The following is an 18,041-nucleotide window of genomic DNA, read 5'->3' as shown; positions in this document are numbered from 1 at the left end:
GTTACAGACTTTCCGCCGCCACTTCTCCTTCTCCTCCCAAGCTTCGGCTTTCGACAGCTTTCTATTCACCTTGAGCCCACGCCATGGCCCGAATGACCCACCTTCCTTTGCTCCACAAGTTCCTGATCCTAGGTCTGATCGGCTTGTTGATGAGCGCCTTGCCCACTGCCCTGTTCGTGATGCAGTCGGTGGATGCCATTCAGGATGCCCGGCGCGAAGCCCGCGGGGCGCCGCCGCTGCTGGCGCTGCACAAGGCGGTGCAGGGGCTGCAGGTGCACCGGGGCCTGTCCGCCGGCATGCTGGGCGGCAACGATGCGCTGGGCGCGCGCCGACCCGCCGCCCGCGATGCCGTCAGCCAGGCGCTGCAGGCCGGTACCGCCCGATTCGCCGAAGCCGGCGTACCGCCAGCGCAAACCCAGGCCTGGAACCAGGTGCGCACGACCTGGCAGTCGCTGGAATCGGCCGTAGCCGCACGCAGCCTGCAGCCTGCGCAAAGCACGGCGCAGCACACCGAACTCATCGCCGCCCTGCTGCTGGTGGGCGAAGAGCTGCTGCACGCCTACGGCCTCCAACTGGAGCCGGACGAGGAAACGCATGCGCTGATCCAGGCCACCATGGTGAGCGCGCCGATGCTGGGCGAAAAGATGGGCGTGATGCGCGCGCAGGGCACCGGCTTTCTCGGCAAGAAGGAACTGCCGCCCCAGGGCCGCGGCCTGCTGATGGGCCTGCGCGAGCGGGTGCAGGAACTGCAGGGCGAAACGGCGCGGGGCCTGAACCGCGCCATGCGCACCAACCCCGCCTTTGCCGCCGCCATGCAGGCGCCGACCCGCGCGCTGCAAGACCAGGTGGCCGGCGCGCTGCAGCTGGCCAATTCGGCGCTGATCGACCTCAAGCCCGATGAAGCGCCCAGTCAGTCGCCGCAGGCGTATTTCGACACCTTCACCCAGGCCATCGACGCGCTCTATGCACTCAACACCCTGGCGATGGACAGCATGCAGCAGTCGCTGGACCACCGCATCGAGCAGCAGCAGCGCACCCTGCTGTGGCAGGCGCTGCTGATGGCGGCCATGGTGGCGCTGGGGGCCGTGCTGATGACGGTGTTCGTGCGCTCGGTCACCCGCCCGCTGGCGCAGGCCATGGCGCTGGCCGATGACGTGGCGCAGGGCGACCTGTCGGGTGCGCCGATTGCCCACGGCAGCGACGAGGTGGGCCAGCTCATCGCCGCGCTGACCCGCATGCGCGGCCAGCTGACGCAGGTGGTGGGCCGCGTGCGCGGCGGTGCCGAGGGCGTGGCCACGGCCAGCGCCGAGATCGCGCAGGGCAACCACGACCTGTCGGCCCGCACCGAAGCCCAAGCCAGCGCGCTGGAGGAAACCGCCGCGTCGATGGAGCAGATGACCGCCACCGTGCGCCAGAACGCCGACAGCGCCCGCCAGGCCAGCCAGCTGGCCGCCAGCGCCAGCCAGGTGGCCGTGCAGGGCGGCGAGGTGGTGGCCCAGGTGGTGCAGACCATGCAGGGCATTCACGCCTCGTCGGGCAAGATCGCCGACATCATCGGCGTGATCGACGGCATCGCTTTTCAAACCAACATCCTGGCGCTGAACGCGGCCGTGGAAGCGGCCCGCGCGGGCGAGCAGGGCCGGGGCTTTGCCGTGGTGGCGGGCGAGGTGCGCTCGCTGGCCGGCCGATCGGCTGACGCGGCCAAGGAGATCAAGGCGCTGATCAACACCAGCGTGCAGAACGTGGAACAGGGCAATACGCTGGTCGCGCGCGCGGGCAGCACCATGCAGGAGGTGGTGTCGGCCGTGCGCCGGGTGACCGACATCATGGGCGAGATCAGCGCGGCCAGCCAGGAACAGTCGCAAGGCGTGGCGCAGGTGGGCGAAGCCGTCACGCAGATGGACCAGGCCACGCAGCAGAACGCAGCCCTGGTCGAAGAGATGGCGGCCGCCGCCGCCAGCCTGCGCGGGCAGGCGCAGGCGCTGGTCGAAGGCGTGGCGGTGTTCCGGCTGGCGACCGACGCCCATGGCGATGCCTTCGGCCATGGCGAGCCGCATCCGGTGCCGGCGATTCGATAGCGCGCGGCGCGTAGCGAGCCCGCCACGGACGCAACCACTGCAGACATGGCAGCGTCTCGCTGATGTGGCGCCTGCACGGGCTCCAGCCACGGCTGGGGCAGCGACCATTCGTCGTGGGCGGCGCGGCGCGGCGCGGGCTTCTACGGCACGCGGCCACCCTGGCGCGCTGGTTCGGCATGGCCGACACCGAGTTGGCCGGCGTGCTGCCGGGGCTGCGCAATTTCGGCGGCCCGGCGTATCCGGTCAACCTGGGGTTTCTAGGCTGACACTATTATTTTCATAGCTACCAGCGCTTGATGAATAAGCGCTAGAGCACTATTTCACTACTAAACGCCGTGTTCTAGGCCCGCGCCAGATACGGCCCCAGGTACCGCCCGGTGTGGCTCGCCGGGTTGGCCGCCAATTCCTCCGGCGTGCCCTCGCCCACCACGGTGCCGCCGCCGGCGCCGCCTTCGGGGCCCATGTCGATCACCCAGTCGGCCGTCTTGATGACGTCCAGGTTGTGCTCGATCACGACGATGGTGTTGCCCGCGTCGCGCAGCTGGTGCAGCACCTTCAGCAGCAGGTCGATGTCGGCGAAGTGCAGGCCGGTGGTGGGCTCGTCCAAAATGTAGAGCGTGCGGCCAGTGTCGCGCTTCGATAGCTCCTGCGCGAGCTTCACGCGCTGCGCCTCGCCGCCCGACAAGGTGGTCGCCGATTGGCCCAGGCGGATGTACGACAGCCCCACCTGCAGCAGCGTGTGCAGCTTGCGGGCGATGGTGGGAACGTCCTGGAAGAAGGCGTAGGCGTCTTCCACCGTCAGCTCCAGGATCTGCGCGATGTTCCTGCCCTTCCACTGCACTTCCAGCGTTTCGCGGTTGTAGCGCTGGCCGTGGCACAGGTCGCAGGGCACGTACACGTCGGGCAGAAAGTGCATCTCCACCTTCACCACGCCGTCGCCCTGGCAGGCCTCGCAGCGCCCGCCCGCCACGTTGAACGAGAAGCGCCCGGGGCCGTAGCCGCGCTCCTTCGCGGTGTTGGTCTCGGCCATCAGCTCGCGGATCGGCGTGAACAGGCCGGTGTACGTGGCCGGGTTGCTGCGCGGCGTGCGGCCGATGGGGCTCTGGTCGACGTTGATGACCTTGTCGAAGTACTCCATGCCTTCGATGGATTCGTGCGGCGCGGGCTCGTCATGCGCGCGGTACAGCTGGCGCGCCACGGCGGCGTAGAGCGTGTCGTTGACCAGCGTGCTCTTGCCCGAGCCTGAGACGCCCGTCACGCAGGTGAACAGGCCCACGGGGAATTCAACGCTCACGTCCTTCAGGCTGTGGCCGCTGGCGCCCACCACGCGCAGCGCCTGCAGGCGCCCCTGGGTGGCGCGGTGTTCGGCCATGCGCTCGGCGCGGCGGCGGCTGGCGTCGGACTCGGGAAAGCGCGGCTTGCCGGCGCTTTTCTTCGCCTCGGGCGCGGCTTGCTGTTCGAGCACCGGCAGCCAGGGCGTGCGGCGATTGGGCACGGGAATGGAGCGCACGCCCGACAGGTACTGGCCGGTGAGCGAATCGGGGTGCGCGCGCACCTCGTCGTAGGTGCCCTGCGCCATCACGCGGCCGCCATGCACGCCGGCGCCGGGGCCCATGTCCACCACGTGGTCGGCGGCGCGCATCATGTCTTCGTCGTGCTCGACCACGATCACGCTGTTGCCGATGTCGCGCAGGTGCTGCAGTGTGGCGATGAGGCGGTCGTTGTCGCGCTGGTGCAAGCCGATGCTGGGCTCGTCCAGCACGTACATCACACCCGTCAGGCCCGAGCCGATCTGGCTGGCCAGGCGGATGCGCTGCGCCTCGCCGCCCGACAGGGTCTCGGCGCTGCGGTCCAGGCTCAGGTAGTTCAGGCCCACGTCGTTCAGGAAGGTCAGGCGCGTGGCGATCTCTCGCACCACCTTGTCGGCGATATCGGCCTTGGCGCCGGTGAGTTGGAGCGCGTGGAACCAGGCCAGCGCCTCGGCCAGCGTGGCGTGGCTCACTTCATAGATGGCGCGGGACTGCTTGCCCTCGCCCACGCGCACGTGGCGGGCCTCGCGGCGCAGGCGCGTGCCGTGGCAGTCGGGGCAGGCCTGGGTGCTGCGCAGGCGCGCCAGGTCTTCGCGCACGACGACCGAATCGGTCTCGCGGTAGCGCCGCGACATGTTCGGAAGGATGCCCTCGAACGGGTGCTTCTTGACGACCGACTTGCCTTTGTTGGCGCCGCTGTCGAGGATGTAGTTGAAGGCGACCTCTTCGTCCCCCGAACCGTACAGCACCGCGTTGCGCACGCGCTCGGGCAACGATTCGAACGGGGCCTCCACGTCGAATTCGTAATGCCGGGCCAGGCTCTCGAGCATGGCAAAGTAGTAGCCGTTGCGCCGGTCCCAGCCCTTGATGGCGCCGCTGGCCAAGCTGAGGGATGGGAAGGCCACCACCCGCGCCGGGTCGAACACTTCCTGCTGGCCCAAGCCGTCGCAGGTCGGGCAGGCGCCCATCGGCGCGTTGAACGAGAACAGGCGCGGCTCCAGTTCAGGCAGCGAGAAGCCGCACACCGGGCACGCGAACTTGGAGGAAAACAGATGCTCCTGGCCGGAATCCATTTCCAGCGCGAGCACGCGGCCATTGCCGTCCGCGCCGCTGGCACCCAGGCCCACGCGCAGCGCGGCCTCAAAGCTCTCCGCCAAGCGCTGCTGCACGTCGGCGCGCACCTTCAGCCGGTCGATCACCACGTCGATGTCGTGCTTCTCCGTCTTCTTCAACGCAGGCAGGCTCTCCACCTCGTAGATTTGCCCATCGACGCGAAAGCGCACATAACCCAGCGCCTGCATCTGCGTGAACAGGTCGGTGAATTCGCCCTTCTTGTCGCGCGCCACCGGGGCCAGCACCATCAGGCGCGTGTCTTCGGGCAGCGCCAGCACGGCGTCCACCATCTGGCTGACGGTCTGCGATGACAGCGGCAGGCCGTGGTCGGGGCAGTACGGCGTGCCGGCACGGGCGTAGAGCAGGCGCAGGTAGTCGTGGATCTCGGTCACCGTGCCGACGGTGGAGCGCGGGTTGTGGCTGGTGGCCTTCTGCTCGATGGAAATGGCCGGCGACAGGCCCTCGATCAGATCGACGTCGGGCTTGTCGAGCCGGCCCAGGAATTGACGCGCATAGGCCGACAGGCTTTCCACATAGCGGCGCTGGCCCTCGGCATAGAGCGTGTCGAACGCCAGGCTGGACTTGCCCGAGCCCGACAGCCCGGTGATCACCACCAGCTGGTTGCGCGGCAGGTCCAGGTCGATGTTCTTGAGGTTGTGCGTGCGCGCGCCACGGATGCTGATGCGCTGCTCTCGCAGCACGCGGGCCAGGTAGGTGCCTTCGGCGGGGCGGCCTGGGGCGTCGTCATCGGTGGCAGGAAAAGTCACGGCAGCAGGCTTTGAAAGGTCAACCGGCCATCATAGGGGACGGGCTCTTCGCGCGCAGCCCCGGGGCATCGGGCTGCGGGAACGGTTCTTTTGACATGCCACCATTTGCTATTAAAACAATAGCTACCCGCGCTTGATGGATAAGCGCTAGAGGCCTATTTGGCATGAATTTCTTGCGCAGACCGCCATCAGGCCCCCATGGCCCGCCCAAGGCGATGCGCGAGAATCGCGGCTTTCGCCCACGGCCCCCACGATCCGCAAGACAACGCACACCGTGCAGGAATCCTCCCCGCCCTCGCCCGCCGCCGCAGCCAGCACGACGACTGCCGCCGCCGCATCCACCACCATGACGCCGCTGGAGCGCCGCTCCAGCATCAGCCTGGCGCTGATCTTCGCGCTGCGCATGCTGGGGCTGTTCCTGGTGCTGCCGGTGTTCGCGCTGGAGGCACGCAAATACCCCGGCGGCGACGACCCGGCCCTGGTCGGCCTGGCCATGGGCATTTACGGTCTGACGCAGGCGGTGCTGCAACTGCCGCTGGGCATGGCGTCCGACCGCTTCGGGCGCAAGCGGGTCATCGTGCTGGGGCTGCTGGTGTTTGCCGGCGGCAGTTTGCTGGCAGCGCTGGCCGACTCGCTCACCGGCCTGCTCTGGGGCCGCGCGCTGCAGGGCGCGGGCGCGGTGTCGGCTGCGGTCACGGCGCTGCTGGCCGACCAGACCCGCGACGGCGTGCGCACCAAGGCCATGGCGCTGGTGGGCGGCAGCATCGGGCTGATGTTCGCCGTGGCGCTGGTGGCGGCGCCTCCACTGGCCGCGCGCTTTGGCCTGGCCGGCATCTTCGCGCTGACCTGCGCGCTGGCGCTGGCCGGCATCGCCGCCGTGATCTGGGTGGTGCCGCCCGAGCCCGCCCAACCCACGCACACATCGCGCGGCCGTCTGGCCGACGTGCTTGCCCACCCCGACCTGCTGCGCCTGAACCTGGGCGTGTTCGTGCTGCACACCGTGCAGTTGGCGATGTGGGTGGCCGTGCCAGCGCTGTTGGTGCAGGCCGGTTTGCCCAAGGCCGCGCACTGGCATGTGTATCTGCCGGCGGTGGTGCTGTCGTTTCTGCTGATGGGCGGCCTTTTCGCGCTGGAACGCGCCGGGCATCTGCGCGCCGCGCTGCTGGCCGCGATTGCCCTGGTGCTGGCCGTGCAAGTGGGCCTGGGCGTGGCGTCGGCCTTGCCCGCATGGGCCGGCGTGTGGTCGCTGGGCGTGCTGCTCTTCGTGTTCTTTTGCGGGTTCAACGCGCTGGAGGCCAGCCAGCCCAGCCTGGTGTCGCGCACCGCACCGGCGGCGCTGCGGGGCGCGGCCCTGGGCACCTACAACACGCTGCAGTCGCTGGGCCTGTTCGCCGGCGGCGCCCTGGGCGGCGCGCTGCTGCGCTGGGGCGGCGCGACCAGCCTGTTCACCGCCACGGCGGTGCTGTGCGCGGTGTGGCTGGCAGTGGCCTGGGGCATGCGCACGGTGCCTCGCCAGGCGGGTTCGCGCGGGCACTGAGGGCGGCCGTCCGCGCCGACCCACGGCGCGTCGGATACGGCACAATCGCCGCTCCTTCGGCGTGTCTGCACCCCTTTTGGGGGGAGCAAACCCGCCCCAGGCCGTAGTGCCTTCCCTCCTTCATTCTCTACAGGCCCCCTCACACCATGGCATCCGTCAACAAAGTCATCATCGTCGGCAACCTGGGGCGCGACCCCGAGATCCGCACCTTCCCCAGCGGCGACCAGGTCGCCAACGTCACCATCGCCACCACTGACCGCTGGCGCGACAAGAACACCGGCGAGAACAAGGAGTCCACCGAGTGGCACCGCATCGTCTTCAACGGCCGGCTGGCGGAAATCGTGGGCCAGTACCTGCGCAAAGGCTCGCAGGTCTACGTGGAAGGTTCGCTGCGCACCCGCAAGTGGACCGACCAGGCCGGCGTGGAAAAATTCACCACCGAAATTAGAGCCGACAGCATGCAGATGCTGGGCAGCCGCCAGGGCGCGGGCGGTGGTCAAGGCGGCGGCGGCTATGACGACGGCGGATACGGCGAGGCCCCGGACAACGGCTACGGCAATGGTGGCGGCGGCGGAGCAGCCCCGGCGCGCCGCCCCGCGCCAGCGGCGCAGTCGGCCGCAGCGCCCCGGCCCGCGCCGGCCGCGCGCCCTGCCCCCGCACCGGCGCCCCAGCAGCCGCGCGCCGCGTCGGGTTTCGACGATATGGACGACGACATTCCGTTCTGAGTGGGAAAAACGGGCTTGTCCAAACGCCGCAAGGCTGAAATTTCCCCTCGCGACCGTTCAGCCAGCCCGCCTGAACAAAAGGGCTCACGTTGAACGGCGTCTGCAGGCAGACATTGTGTAGACATTGCGTCAACACAATGTCCGCCATACCGGCTGCATTCGCATGGGCCAGTTCGCAGGACAAATCGCCTTGACCGCAAAATACCCCATCAATTCAACCACTTAGCGCTCAAACCACGGGAGCACATCGGCGGCAACCGCCTTGGCACGGCAGTTGCAATGAAAGACGAGGGCGATTCTGCCTTTGTTCTTTCCGAGAGGTTCCAATGAGCATCGAAGCCACCCTGATCTCCCCGGCGCAACTCGCCACGTTGCAAGCGTCCGAGCCTGTCGTCGTGATCGACACGCGAGACGCTGACACCTACAGCGCTGGCCACATCCCTGGCGCCGTGAACCTGCGAGAGGTGTTCACCTTCCTGGCGACATCGAGCCCCGAGGGCCTGCAGGAACTCCAGGCGACTTTTGCCAAGGCGCTGGGCGCGGCAGGGCTGTCGGGCAAAGAAACCGCCGTGTTCTATGAGGACGCGATGAACAGCGGTTACGGCCAGTCTTGCCGTGGCTACTACCTGCTGACCTGGCTGGGTTATCCCAAGATCAAGGTGCTCAACGGTGGATTCAGCGCCTGGAAGGCCGCGGGCCTGCCCGTGTCTACCGAGAGCGCCACGCCCGTGGCGGCCACCTTCCCCAGCGATTTGCCCACGGCCGATGTGATGCTCACGCAAGCCGACGTGCTGGCTGCCTTGGGCAGCGACACGGTGATGCTGGACGTGCGCGACGTCGATGAATGGATCGGCGAAAGCTCCTCGCCCTACGGCAAGGACTTCGCTCCCCGCAAAGGCCGCCTGCCGGGCGCCAAATGGATCGAGTGGTACCGCTTCATGAAGCCCTCTGGCGACGGCCCCGTGTTCAAAACACCCGACGAAGTCAGGGCCGAGTGCGCCACGGCGGGCATCGCACCAGAAGACACGGTCTACCTTTATTGCTTCAAGGGCGCGCGCGCCTCCAATTCCTTCCTCGCCTTGAAGCAGGCGGGCTTCAGCGACGTGCGCATGTACTTCGGCTCCTGGAACGAATGGTCACGCGACGACAGTCTGCCCATCGAAACCGGCTTGCCGGTCGCAAAGTCCAGCAAGAACGCTGACGTGGCGATGGCCGCCTGAGAATGGCCCCCGAACCGACGCTGGAAGCCCCGCCCGGTGGCCAGCCGCCCGCCTACGAGCTCTACGCCTTCTGGCGGTCGGCGGCGAGCTACCGGGTGCGTGTGGCCTTGGCCATGAAAGGGCTGACCGCCCATGAACACGTCATCGATCTGGAAATGGGCGCCCAACACAGCGCCGCCTACCGCGCCGTGAATGCGCTGGGCGGCCTGCCGACCCTGGTGGAGCCGGGGCACGCCCCCATCACGCAGTCGCTGGCCATTCTGGAATTTCTGGAAGACGTGCAACCCACTCCGGCTTTGTTGCCCGCCGATCCCCGTGGCCGCGCGCGGGTACGGTCGCTGTCGGGAATGATCGCCTCCGACACCCACCCGCTGGTCACCCCACGCATCAGGAAGTACCTCGCCGCGACATCGGGCATCGATGACACCGGCTGGCGCACTTGGCAGACGCACTGGTTTGAGACCGGATTGCACGCCGTCGAGCAACGGCTTTCCACCGAAGCCGGCACGGGCCTTTTTTGCCACGGCGACAGCCCCACGATGGCCGATATCTGCCTGGCCAGTGTGGTGGCGGTCATGCGGGTCTTGAAAATCCACGTCGATCACACCCCCACGATTGACCGCATCATCGGCCAGTGCGATGGCGTCGAGGCATTCGCGAAGGCGCATCCCGGCCGACAACTGGGCGCGCCCGTGGGCTGATGCACGGCGCACAGCGGCGCGTGCATCGGACAGCGGCTACACACACACCATCACCGCGTCGGGAGCCGGCCGGCTGAGGGGGCTCAAAGGCCCGCCCGGCTCTTCTGCCTCGGTCAGCTGGCGAACTCGGCCAACACGTCCAGCACATGGGTGATGGCCATGCCCGGCGCGGGCACGTTGCGATGCGCCACCGCCATCGGGCGCATCAGCGGTGGGTGCAGGTGCCGCACTTGCACAGCGCTGGCATCGGCTGAAAAAGGCAGGTCTTCGGCCTCTTCCAGCGGCAGGATGGCTGCGCTCTGGCTGGCCGCCGCCAGGCTTTTCAGGGCGCCGGGGTAGCTCAGCGTCAAGAACGGCCGGGGGTTGAAGCCCGCCTGCCCGAACCATGCCGCGATGAGCCCGTGCATCTGCGTGGCCGGGGCGAAGGACGCCCAGCGGCGGTGGGCCAGCCATTCGGGGGTGACCTTCTCCGGCGCCTCCCAGGCAGCAGGCAGCAACGCCACCATCGGGTCGTTGCGCCAGGGCGTCAGGCGTACCTCCGCCACGGCAGGCTGGGGGCTGGCGACGATGCCGATGTCCAGCGTGCCGGCCTTCAGGCGCAGCATGGTGTCGGCCGAGCCCACCGCTTCGAGCCGCACCTCCACGCCCGGGCTGCGCCGATGCAGCGCCTGCAGCATCAGCGGCAGCAGCCGCGTGCTGACGCCGGCGGAGACGCCCACGCGCACGATGCCTTCGCGCCCGCTCGCCCGGCGCTGCACCTGCTCGACGAGGTCATCGCTGGCGGCCAGCAGCTTGCGGCCTTCCTGCACCAGCACCTGGCCTGCCGGGGTCAGTTCTGCCTGCCGCCGGCCGCGCACGACCAGCACCGCGTCCATGCGCGATTCCAGCTCCTTGATGTGCAGGCTGACGGTGGGAGGCGCCAGGTGCAGCGCCTGCGCCGCAGCGGCGAAGGTGCCCAGATCGGCAATGGCGATGAGCGTCTGCAGCTGGTCGAGGTTGAGGTTACGCATCAGCGATTGTGAATTCAGCGGTCAGTGAACTCAACTTTACAGAAGTCTGGTCGGGCGCGAGCATCGCTCGGGCCATGTCACACAAGCCATCTTCCAACGCAGCGGACCACCCGCCACAGCCCTCCTCACCCCGAATCTGGCGGCTCTTCCGGTCGATCGGTCGCCGCGTTCACGACGGGTGGAGCAAATTCGCCGCAGTCTGCGAGCGGGCAGAAAAACGCATCATGGACAGCTTCAGGGTGCCGCCGGGTGGGGGCTGAGCCGGCTCAGCCTGCCCTCAGTGCTGGCGCGAGCGCCAGAGCGCTTCTTCCAACGCCAGCGGCTTGGCCAGGTAGTAGCCCTGAGCGAAGTCGACCCCGAGCAGTTGCAGAGCCTCCAGCTCGGACGCCTGCTCCACCCCTTCCGCGACGATCATGCTGCCGATCTCGTGCGCAAAGCTGATCAGCCCCTTGGCCAGCGCCCGGCGGTGGTTGTCGCGGTCGATGGACTGGGTGATGCTCATGTCCAGCTTGATGACCTCGGGCTGCAGGTTGAGGATGTGCCGCATGCTTGAGTAACCTGCACCCGCATCGTCCACGGCCAGCATGGCACCGCGGGCCCGGAACGGCCCTAGCCCATCGGCCAGCGCCGCGTAGTCGGTCACGATGGCGTGCTCGGTGACTTCCAGCACCACGCGAGACAGGTCGGTGCCGTCTTCCAGCAAAGATTGCAGGGCTCCCGAGATGATCAGCTCGGGCGAGCAGTTGACGTTGAACTCCACGCCGCCCGGAAAGTCCTGCAGAACGGACAGCGCCTTGTGGATGGCGTGCAGTTCCAGCTCTCGGCCCAGCCCCACGCTGTAGGCCGCGTTGAACCACTGGTCCGGCGGCCGCAGCGGCTCGATGTCGAAGCGGGACAGGCATTCAAAGCCGTGGATGCGCCGCTGCGCCAGGTCGTACACGGGCTGGAAGACGATGCGCAGCCGGTCGGCGGCCATGGCCATGTGGATGTCGTGCGCGATGGTTTCCTTCTCCTGTTCGCGCTTGGCTGCGGCGTCGAAGTAAAAGCCCAGGAATTCCGAGAAAGCGCGCAGCACGTCCATGTCGCGTTCGGTCAGCGAGGCGACGGGCTGGTAGCTGAAGCAGCACAGCGTGCCAAAAAGCCGCTTGTTCTCCAGCACGATCGGCGCGCTGAGGTGCGAGCCGATGGGAATGCCGGTGGTCGCCGGTATGGCCATGGCCTCTGGAACCTGGGCGGTGTCCGGAATGAACTCGGGCAGCTCCCCGCGAAAGACCTTCAGGCAATAGCCTTCTGAAAGCGGCAGGGCCTGCCCGCGCCACAGGACGCAGCCGGGTTCGCTGTCGAGGTAGTCGAGCACGCGGTCGGTTTCCTGAAAGCGGGAGATGAAGGCCACGTCCATCGACAGGTGGCGGCGGACCACCTGCAGCACACGCTCGAGCCCGGCTGCGCTGACCGAATGCTCGAAAAACGGCGCCAGCGGGTCGATGTAGGGCGGCGCTGAACGTGCTGACATGACCCCTCCTTGGTGGCACAAAACCTGCCGAACCGGCAGATCTTTTCAGATGACCGCCTCATGAAACTTTATATTTGCACACCGAAATCACCCAATGGAAACATTCCCGGCCTTTCCATTTGTGCAGTTCTGCCTGGCGGAAACACATGACGCAAGGCACTGGCGGCACGCTCCTACCCCCGCATAGGCCACGCACCCACCGCCACCACCGCAGTGCAGCGCCAAGCTCCAGCCAGTGATCGCCCTATTTCCTCGGGCGACCGTACGACAGGAGAACGCCATGCGCACCCCACCCGACGACGTGACCGAACCGGTCATCGACCCCTCCGACGACCCGAACGCCGAGCTGCCCGAAGGCCAGGACATCAACGAACGCCTGAGCGCGGAAGACGATGTGGCCGATTCGCTGGAAGACGTGTCGGCCCATGCCTTCGACGACATGCCGCAGGACGGCCCGCTCAACTTCAACGACGGCACCGACATGGGCCACCCGCGCGGCAACACCTCGCGCGTTGGCGGCACATGGGAGGCCGAAGGCGGCGATGCAGGCGAACTGAAGCCGCCGTCCGAATTGCTGTCGGACACGAACGGCCCGAGCGATCCGGAAGGCAAGCGCCAGCGCTGAAATGCTGCGGGCCCTGCCAGGGCAGACCGCCAAAGCACAACGGGCGCTCCAGGCGCCCGTTGTGTTTTTGCTACTAAATTGATAGCTACAAGCGCTTATCATTCAAGCGCTAGAGGCCAAAAAGGCCTCAATATCCTCAGTGGATCACCATCAGCGTGAATGGCCACACATACGCCTGCAGCGTCACATACAGGCCCACCAGGCAGGCCAGCGCGATCGAGTGGAAGAACACGTAGCGCAGGATGTCGCCTTCGTGGTTGAACCAGCGGGTGGCGGTCGATGCCACCACGATGGACTGCGCGTCGATCATCTTGCCCATCACCCCGCCCGAGCTGTTGGCCGCGCCCATCAGGTTGGGCGACAGGCCGAGTTGTTCGGCTGCCACCTTCTGCATGCCGCCGAACAGCACGTTCGAGGCCGTGTCCGAGCCCGTCAGCGCCACGCCCAGCCAGCCCATCAGCGTGCCGAAGAACGGGTAGAACACGCCGGTGTTGGCGAAGGCCAGGCCCAGCGTGGTGTCGGTGCCCGAATAGCGCGTGAGCGTGCCCAACGCCAGCATGAGCACGATGGTCAGCAGCGAAAAGCGGACCAGCCACACCGTCTTGAAGAAGGTGCGCACGATGGCGACGGGGTTGTACTTCATCAAGAAGGCGCTGACCACCGCCGACAGCAAGATGGCCGTGCCGGTGGCCGACAGCAGGTTCAGCGTGTAGACCGCGCCTTCCTTGGTCGGCAGGGGCACCACGGGCGGCACCTTTTCGATCAGGTTGTGCAGGCCGGCCATGGGGAAGGCCGGTGCGAACAGGCTGTTGAGCCAGGCCTTGACCGGCGGCAGGCCCCAGATGAAGACGAACACCGAGAGGATGATCCAGGGCATCCATGCGGCCATCAGTTCGGCGCGGGTGTGCTGGGCAACGGGCTGGGGCGGCTTGGCCTCCGCGGCGCTGATGTCGCGCCCGCGCAGCGAGGGTGAGGTCCACACCGTCTTGGGCTTCCACACGCGCAAAAACGCGACCAACGACGCCATCGACACGATGGCCGCGATGATGTCCACCAGTTCGGGGCCGATGAAGTTGGACACCAGGTATTGCGGCACCGCGAACGACACGGCCGTGACCAGAATGGCCGGCCAGATCTCCCACATGCCCTTGCGCCCGGCGAAGGCCCAGATCAGCCAGAACGGCACCAGCAGCGAGAAGAACGGCAGTTGCCGTCCGACCATCGCCGTCACCTCCATGAGGTCATAGCCGTGCACCTTGGCCAGGGTGATGACCGGGGTGCCCAGCGCCCCGAAGGCCACCGGCGCGGTGTTGGCGATGAGCGACAGTCCCGACGCGGCCAGCGGCGAAAAGCCCAGCCCGATCAAAATCGCCGCCGTCACGGCCACCGGGGTGCCGAAGCCCGCCGCGCCTTCGAAGAACGCGCCGAAGCTGAAGGCGATCAGCAGCAGTTGGATGCGCCGGTCGCTGGTGATGCCCGAGAGCGAATCCTGCAGCACCTTGAAGCTGCCGTTCTGCTCGGTCAGCTGGTGCAAAAAGATGATGTTCAGCACGATCCAGCCGATGGGCAGCAGGCCGGTGAAGCCGCCGTACAGCGCCGCGCGGCCCGCCATGTCGGCCGGCATGCCATAGGCGAAGACGGCCACGATGAGCGCGGCGATCAGCCCCAAGCCGGCCGCGATGTGCGCCTTGATGTGGAAGAAGCCCAGCGCGGCCAGCATCACCACCACCGGAATCGCGGCCAGCGCGGTGGAGATGATCATGTTGCCGAACGGGTCGTAGATTTGCTGCCAGGGCATGGGCTTTGTCTCCAGTGCGGTTGGGAACGAAAAGCGCGGCGGACCCGTCTTCTGTTGCGTGTGCGAGCCTGGACGGTTTGGCTGACGCGAAGCGCACGACCTTACGGACAAAGTTCCATGGCGTGCGTGAAATTCAGTCTAGGACGGATTGAATGGATTTCAAACCCGTCAAGGCAGTGCCTGGCCCGGCATGGAGGCGCATGCGAGACACCCACCGCGCCCTCGTCCCGTCATCGGAGCGGCGAAACGCCGCGCATCGAAGCCGCGTGAGTCAGCTGCAACTGGCGATGACGCCGCCGCCCAGGCACACTTCGCCGTCGTACAGCACGGCGCTCTGGCCGGGAGTCACGGCCCACTGCGCGCCCGGAAATTGCAGCGCAAACCCTGCTCCGTCGGCACGGGCCACGGTGCAGGCTGCGTCCTGCTGGCGGTAGCGGGTCTTGGCTGCACTGGCGCCCGTCCCCGGTGGGTGGCCCGCCACCCAACTCGCGTCGTCCGCCTGCAGCGTGTGCGACTGCAGCCACGGATGGTCGTGGCCTTGCACCACGCGCAGGGTGTGCGTTTCCAGCTCCTTGCGGGCTACGAACCAGGGCGCGTGCTCGCCCGCGCCACGCTGGGCGCCCTTCTCTTTCACGCCGCCAATGCCCAGCCCCTGCCGCTGGCCCAGCGTGTAGAACGACAGCCCCTGGTGCCGCCCCAGCACGCGGCCGCGCTCGTCCTTGATGGGGCCGGGCTCTTTCTGGATGTAGCGGTTGAGAAATTCGCGGAACGGCCGCTCGCCGATGAAGCAGATGCCGGTCGAATCCTTCTTCTTCGCGTTCGGCAGGCCGATCTCTTCGGCGATGCGGCGTACCTCGGTCTTGTGCAGCTCGCCCACCGGGAACAGCGTCTTGCTCAGCTGCGCCTGGTTCAGCCGGTGCAGAAAGTAGCTCTGGTCCTTGGACGCATCCAGCCCCTTGAGCAGCTCGAACAGGCCCGTCACCGGGTTTTGCCGCACCCGGGCGTAATGGCCGGTGGCGATCTTCTCGGCGCCCAGGCGCATGGCGTGGTCCAAAAAGGCTTTGAACTTGATCTCGGCGTTGCAGAGGACATCGGGGTTGGGCGTGCGGCCGGCCTGGTATTCGCGCAGGAATTCGGCGAACACGCGGTCCTTGTAGTCGGCGGCGAAATTGACGTGCTCGATCTCGATGCCCAGCACGTCGGCCACGGCGGCGGCATCGACGAAGTCGATGTTGGACGAGCAGTATTCGCTGTCGTCGTCGTCTTCCCAGTTCTTCATGAAGATGCCGACGACCTCGTGCCCCATTGCTTTGAGCAGGTGCGCGGTGACCGCGGAATCGACTCCACCCGACAACCCGACCACGACCCGTTGCTTGCTGTTCATGGGGCAGGATTATCCCCGTGGTGCCTGGCGGCTGCCGGCGTGGGGGCTCCGGCGCCAGTCAGACCACTTACTATTGAATTGATAGCTGCAAGCGCTTGATGGACAAGCGCCAGCGGCTGATTTCATTCAAATTCCGTTTATCGCACTGTTCCATGGCTGCACCGCAGCGTTGCGCGCGCGGGCACTGGTACCCAGTTGCCGGCAGCCCCATATGCTCGGCATGGCCCGCCGTGTGCAGGCCCCCACCGAACAGGACGCCGACGCCATGACATCCACCACCGCAACCACTTCCTCGCCCTCTTCCGCAGCCGCCACCATCCTGTCCAGCCAGCCGCTGGGCGGGCTCTGGCCCACGCTCGACCCGTTCCTTTTCTGCGCCCACCACGACGACGCCTACCCCGCCGGCAACGACGCGCTGGGGCCGCAAGCCTCGCTCGCCGGGCGGCAGATCGGGCAGGACTTCTCCGGCAAGGACGGCTGGAGCATGTACCACGGCGACGTGGTGCCCGGCTTTCCGCCGCACCCACACCGTGGGTTCGAGACCGTGACCATCGTGCGTGAAGGGCTGATCGACCACAGCGATTCGCTGGGCGCCGCCGCGCGCTTCGGCCAGGGCGATGTGCAGTGGCTCACGGCCGGCAGCGGCGTGGTGCATGCGGAGATGTTCCCGCTGCTCGATGCCAGCCGGCCCAACCCGCTGGAGCTGTTCCAGATCTGGCTGAACCTGCCCGCGCGCCAGAAGATGGTGGCGCCGCACTTCACCATGTTCTGGTCGGAGAGCATTCCGCGCCTGGCTCTGGGCGATGGCGATGGCAACGGCCCCGCCACCCACGTCGCCGTGGTCGCCGGTCGTCTGGGCAGCGCTGCGCCGCTGGCGCCGCCACCCGGCTCCTGGGCTGCGCAGGCGGAATCGGACATCGCCATCTGGACCATCCGCATGGAACCCGGCGCCCGCTGGACGCTGCCCGCCGCCGCTGGCGAAGGCACGCGCCGCATGCTCTATTACTTCGCGGGCGACGGTGTCACCGTGGCCGGCCAGGCCACTGGCCACGCCGCGCTGGAGCTGCGCGCAGGCGACGATGCCGTGATCGTGAACGCGGGCACGCAAGAAGCCGAATTCCTGCTGCTGCAGGGCCGCCCGCTGAACGAGCCCGTCGTGCAATACGGCCCCTTCGTGATGAACACGCAGCAGGAAATCGCCCAGGCGCTGCAGGACTACCGCCGCACCGAATTCGGCGGCTGGCCCTGGGGCGACGCGGCGCCGGTGCATGGCCGCGACCCGCGTCGCTTTGCGCGGCGGCCGGGGGCCGAGGCGGACGAAGTGCCTGCCCAGGCCTGAGCCCGCAGGCCTGCCGCTGCAGTCGGCAGCTGGGAATCGGCCCGCCCGGCTGAGCGGCTAGAGGCACTCGCCGTGCGACTTGGCCGGCGCGGAAAGCGCTGCCAGCGCCCTGCTGCACCGCCGCCGCATCGCGGACAATGTCGTTTTGGCCGCACGGGCGCACCGCTGCGCACGCCCTGTCTCTTCAGCTTTTTGGAGCCCGCTCGCATGAACATCACCAAGGACACCGCCGTCACCCTGAGCTACAAGATCACCGATCCCGCCACCGGCAAACCGCTGGATTCAGGCGACGTGGCCTATCTGCATGGCGGCTACGACAACCTGTTCGCCAAGGTGGAAGCAGCACTGGAAGGCCAGTCGGTGGGCCATGCAGCCACCGTGGATCTGGCCGTGGCCGATGCCTTCGGCGAGCGTGACGAGAGCCTGGTGCGCACCATTCCGAAGAGCGAATTTCCGCCCGGTGTGAAGGTGGGCGGCCAGTTGCGCGGCGTGGCCGATGACGGCCAGCCGGCGGTGTTCAACGTGGTCAAGATCAAGGGCCCCGAAGTGCACCTGGACGGCAACCACCCGCTGGCCGGGCACGCGCTGCGCTTTGCCGCCAAGGTGACGGAAGTACGCGCCGCCACGCCGGAAGAGATTGCCCACCGCCACGTGCATGGCGGCCATGGCCATCACCATTGATGCATGGAAGGCCGTGCGGGC

At 67.5% G+C, this 18,041-nt stretch carries 13 protein-coding genes and 1 pseudogene; 9 read left to right on the top strand and 5 right to left on the bottom strand.

Translation table 11 applies throughout. The features are described 5' to 3' along the window. The first annotated feature begins 83 nt into the window (after positions 1-83). Positions 84-2,078, top strand: coding sequence for a methyl-accepting chemotaxis protein (locus RQI28_RS12455; RefSeq protein WP_311222218.1), 1,995 nt, complete (start codon positions 84-86; stop codon positions 2,076-2,078). Positions 2,079-2,156: 78 nt separating this feature from the next. Then, positions 2,157-2,344, top strand: a pseudogene (locus tag RQI28_RS12450) (Tat pathway signal protein); the annotation flags it as partial. A 74-nt stretch (positions 2,345-2,418) separates the two neighbouring features. On the opposite strand, the gene uvrA reads toward RQI28_RS12450, so the two are convergent. Beyond that, a complete protein-coding gene (gene uvrA / locus RQI28_RS12445; RefSeq protein WP_311222217.1) occupies positions 2,419-5,487 on the bottom strand; it encodes an excinuclease ABC subunit UvrA in 3,069 nt (1,022 codons plus the stop codon). Between the two features lie 346 nt (positions 5,488-5,833). Here uvrA and RQI28_RS12440 point away from each other — a divergent pair, with 346 nt between their 5' ends. From RQI28_RS12440 to maiA, 4 genes are all read left to right on the top strand, one after another. Continuing rightward, positions 5,834-7,024 (top strand): MFS transporter, encoded by a 1,191-nt coding sequence (locus tag RQI28_RS12440; protein WP_311222378.1) that lies wholly within the window; start codon positions 5,834-5,836, stop codon positions 7,022-7,024. 146 nt (positions 7,025-7,170) lie between these two features. Next, a complete protein-coding gene (gene ssb / locus RQI28_RS12435) occupies positions 7,171-7,749 on the top strand; it encodes a single-stranded DNA-binding protein (protein WP_311222216.1) in 579 nt (192 codons plus the stop codon). A gap of 326 nt (positions 7,750-8,075) precedes the next feature. After that, entirely contained in the window at positions 8,076-8,969 is an 894-nt protein-coding gene (locus tag RQI28_RS12430) for a sulfurtransferase (RefSeq protein WP_311222215.1), read from the top strand. A 2-nt stretch (positions 8,970-8,971) separates the two neighbouring features. After that, positions 8,972-9,670, top strand: a complete 699-nt coding sequence (gene maiA, locus RQI28_RS12425) for a maleylacetoacetate isomerase (protein ID WP_311222214.1) — start codon at positions 8,972-8,974, stop codon at positions 9,668-9,670. Positions 9,671-9,783: 113 nt separating this feature from the next. On the opposite strand, the gene RQI28_RS12420 is transcribed toward maiA, so the two are convergent. Both RQI28_RS12420 and RQI28_RS12415 read right to left on the bottom strand, forming a co-directional pair. Then, positions 9,784-10,680, bottom strand: coding sequence for a LysR family transcriptional regulator (locus RQI28_RS12420; protein ID WP_311222213.1), 897 nt, complete (start codon positions 10,678-10,680; stop codon positions 9,784-9,786). Between the two features lie 277 nt (positions 10,681-10,957). Next, complete coding sequence (locus RQI28_RS12415; protein ID WP_311222212.1) at positions 10,958-12,193, bottom strand: EAL domain-containing protein; 1,236 nt, start codon at positions 12,191-12,193, stop codon at positions 10,958-10,960. Positions 12,194-12,473: 280 nt separating this feature from the next. On the opposite strand from RQI28_RS12415, the gene RQI28_RS12410 reads away from it, so the two are divergent. Beyond that, the gene (locus tag RQI28_RS12410) at positions 12,474-12,818 is read left to right on the top strand and encodes a serine/threonine protein kinase (protein WP_311222211.1); all 345 of its coding nucleotides are present in this window, start codon (positions 12,474-12,476) and stop codon (positions 12,816-12,818) included. Between the two features lie 136 nt (positions 12,819-12,954). Here RQI28_RS12410 and RQI28_RS12405 read toward each other — a convergent pair whose 3' ends face one another. Beyond that, a complete protein-coding gene (locus RQI28_RS12405; protein WP_311222210.1) occupies positions 12,955-14,616 on the bottom strand; it encodes an L-lactate permease in 1,662 nt (553 codons plus the stop codon). A 271-nt stretch (positions 14,617-14,887) separates the two neighbouring features. After that, a complete protein-coding gene (gene mnmA / locus RQI28_RS12400; protein ID WP_311222209.1) occupies positions 14,888-16,000 on the bottom strand; it encodes a tRNA 2-thiouridine(34) synthase MnmA in 1,113 nt (370 codons plus the stop codon). Positions 16,001-16,265: 265 nt separating this feature from the next. Here mnmA and RQI28_RS12395 point away from each other — a divergent pair, with 265 nt between their 5' ends. Together RQI28_RS12395 and RQI28_RS12390 are read left to right on the top strand one after the other, a co-directional pair. Continuing rightward, positions 16,266-17,339 carry a pirin family protein gene (locus tag RQI28_RS12395; protein ID WP_311222208.1) on the top strand — a complete coding sequence of 358 codons (1,074 nt, stop codon included), beginning with the start codon at positions 16,266-16,268 and terminating at the stop codon, positions 17,337-17,339. 207 nt (positions 17,340-17,546) lie between these two features. Beyond that, entirely contained in the window at positions 17,547-18,020 is a 474-nt protein-coding gene (locus tag RQI28_RS12390; protein WP_311222207.1) for a peptidylprolyl isomerase, read from the top strand. Positions 18,021-18,041: the final 21 nt, after the last annotated feature.

The sequence above is a fragment of the Acidovorax sp. WCS2018Noco2-16 genome, from assembly GCF_031843945.1.
Lineage (GTDB): Bacteria > Pseudomonadota > Gammaproteobacteria > Burkholderiales > Burkholderiaceae_C > Paracidovorax.
The sequence above is the reverse complement of the archived record's forward strand: the minus strand, read 5'-3'. Positions and strand labels throughout refer to the sequence as shown.

Bases quoted from the DNA above. Each gene is read 5' to 3' on its own strand.
- RQI28_RS12420 (WP_311222213.1), bottom strand. From the start codon at position 10,680: ATGCGTAACCTCAACCTCGACCAGCTGCAGACGCTCATCGCCATTGCC.
- RQI28_RS12395 (WP_311222208.1), top strand. From the start codon at position 16,266: ATGACATCCACCACCGCAACCACTTCCTCGCCCTCTTCCGCAGCCGCC.
- maiA (WP_311222214.1), top strand. From the start codon at position 8,972: ATGGCCCCCGAACCGACGCTGGAAGCCCCGCCCGGTGGCCAGCCGCCC.
- mnmA (WP_311222209.1), bottom strand. From the start codon at position 16,000: ATGAACAGCAAGCAACGGGTCGTGGTCGGGTTGTCGGGTGGAGTCGAT.
- ssb (WP_311222216.1), top strand. From the start codon at position 7,171: ATGGCATCCGTCAACAAAGTCATCATCGTCGGCAACCTGGGGCGCGAC.
- RQI28_RS12440 (WP_311222378.1), top strand. From the start codon at position 5,834: ATGACGCCGCTGGAGCGCCGCTCCAGCATCAGCCTGGCGCTGATCTTC.
- RQI28_RS12455 (WP_311222218.1), top strand. From the start codon at position 84: ATGGCCCGAATGACCCACCTTCCTTTGCTCCACAAGTTCCTGATCCTA.
- RQI28_RS12390 (WP_311222207.1), top strand. From the start codon at position 17,547: ATGAACATCACCAAGGACACCGCCGTCACCCTGAGCTACAAGATCACC.
- RQI28_RS12415 (WP_311222212.1), bottom strand. From the start codon at position 12,193: ATGTCAGCACGTTCAGCGCCGCCCTACATCGACCCGCTGGCGCCGTTT.
- RQI28_RS12430 (WP_311222215.1), top strand. From the start codon at position 8,076: ATGAGCATCGAAGCCACCCTGATCTCCCCGGCGCAACTCGCCACGTTG.
- RQI28_RS12405 (WP_311222210.1), bottom strand. From the start codon at position 14,616: ATGCCCTGGCAGCAAATCTACGACCCGTTCGGCAACATGATCATCTCC.
- RQI28_RS12410 (WP_311222211.1), top strand. From the start codon at position 12,474: ATGCGCACCCCACCCGACGACGTGACCGAACCGGTCATCGACCCCTCC.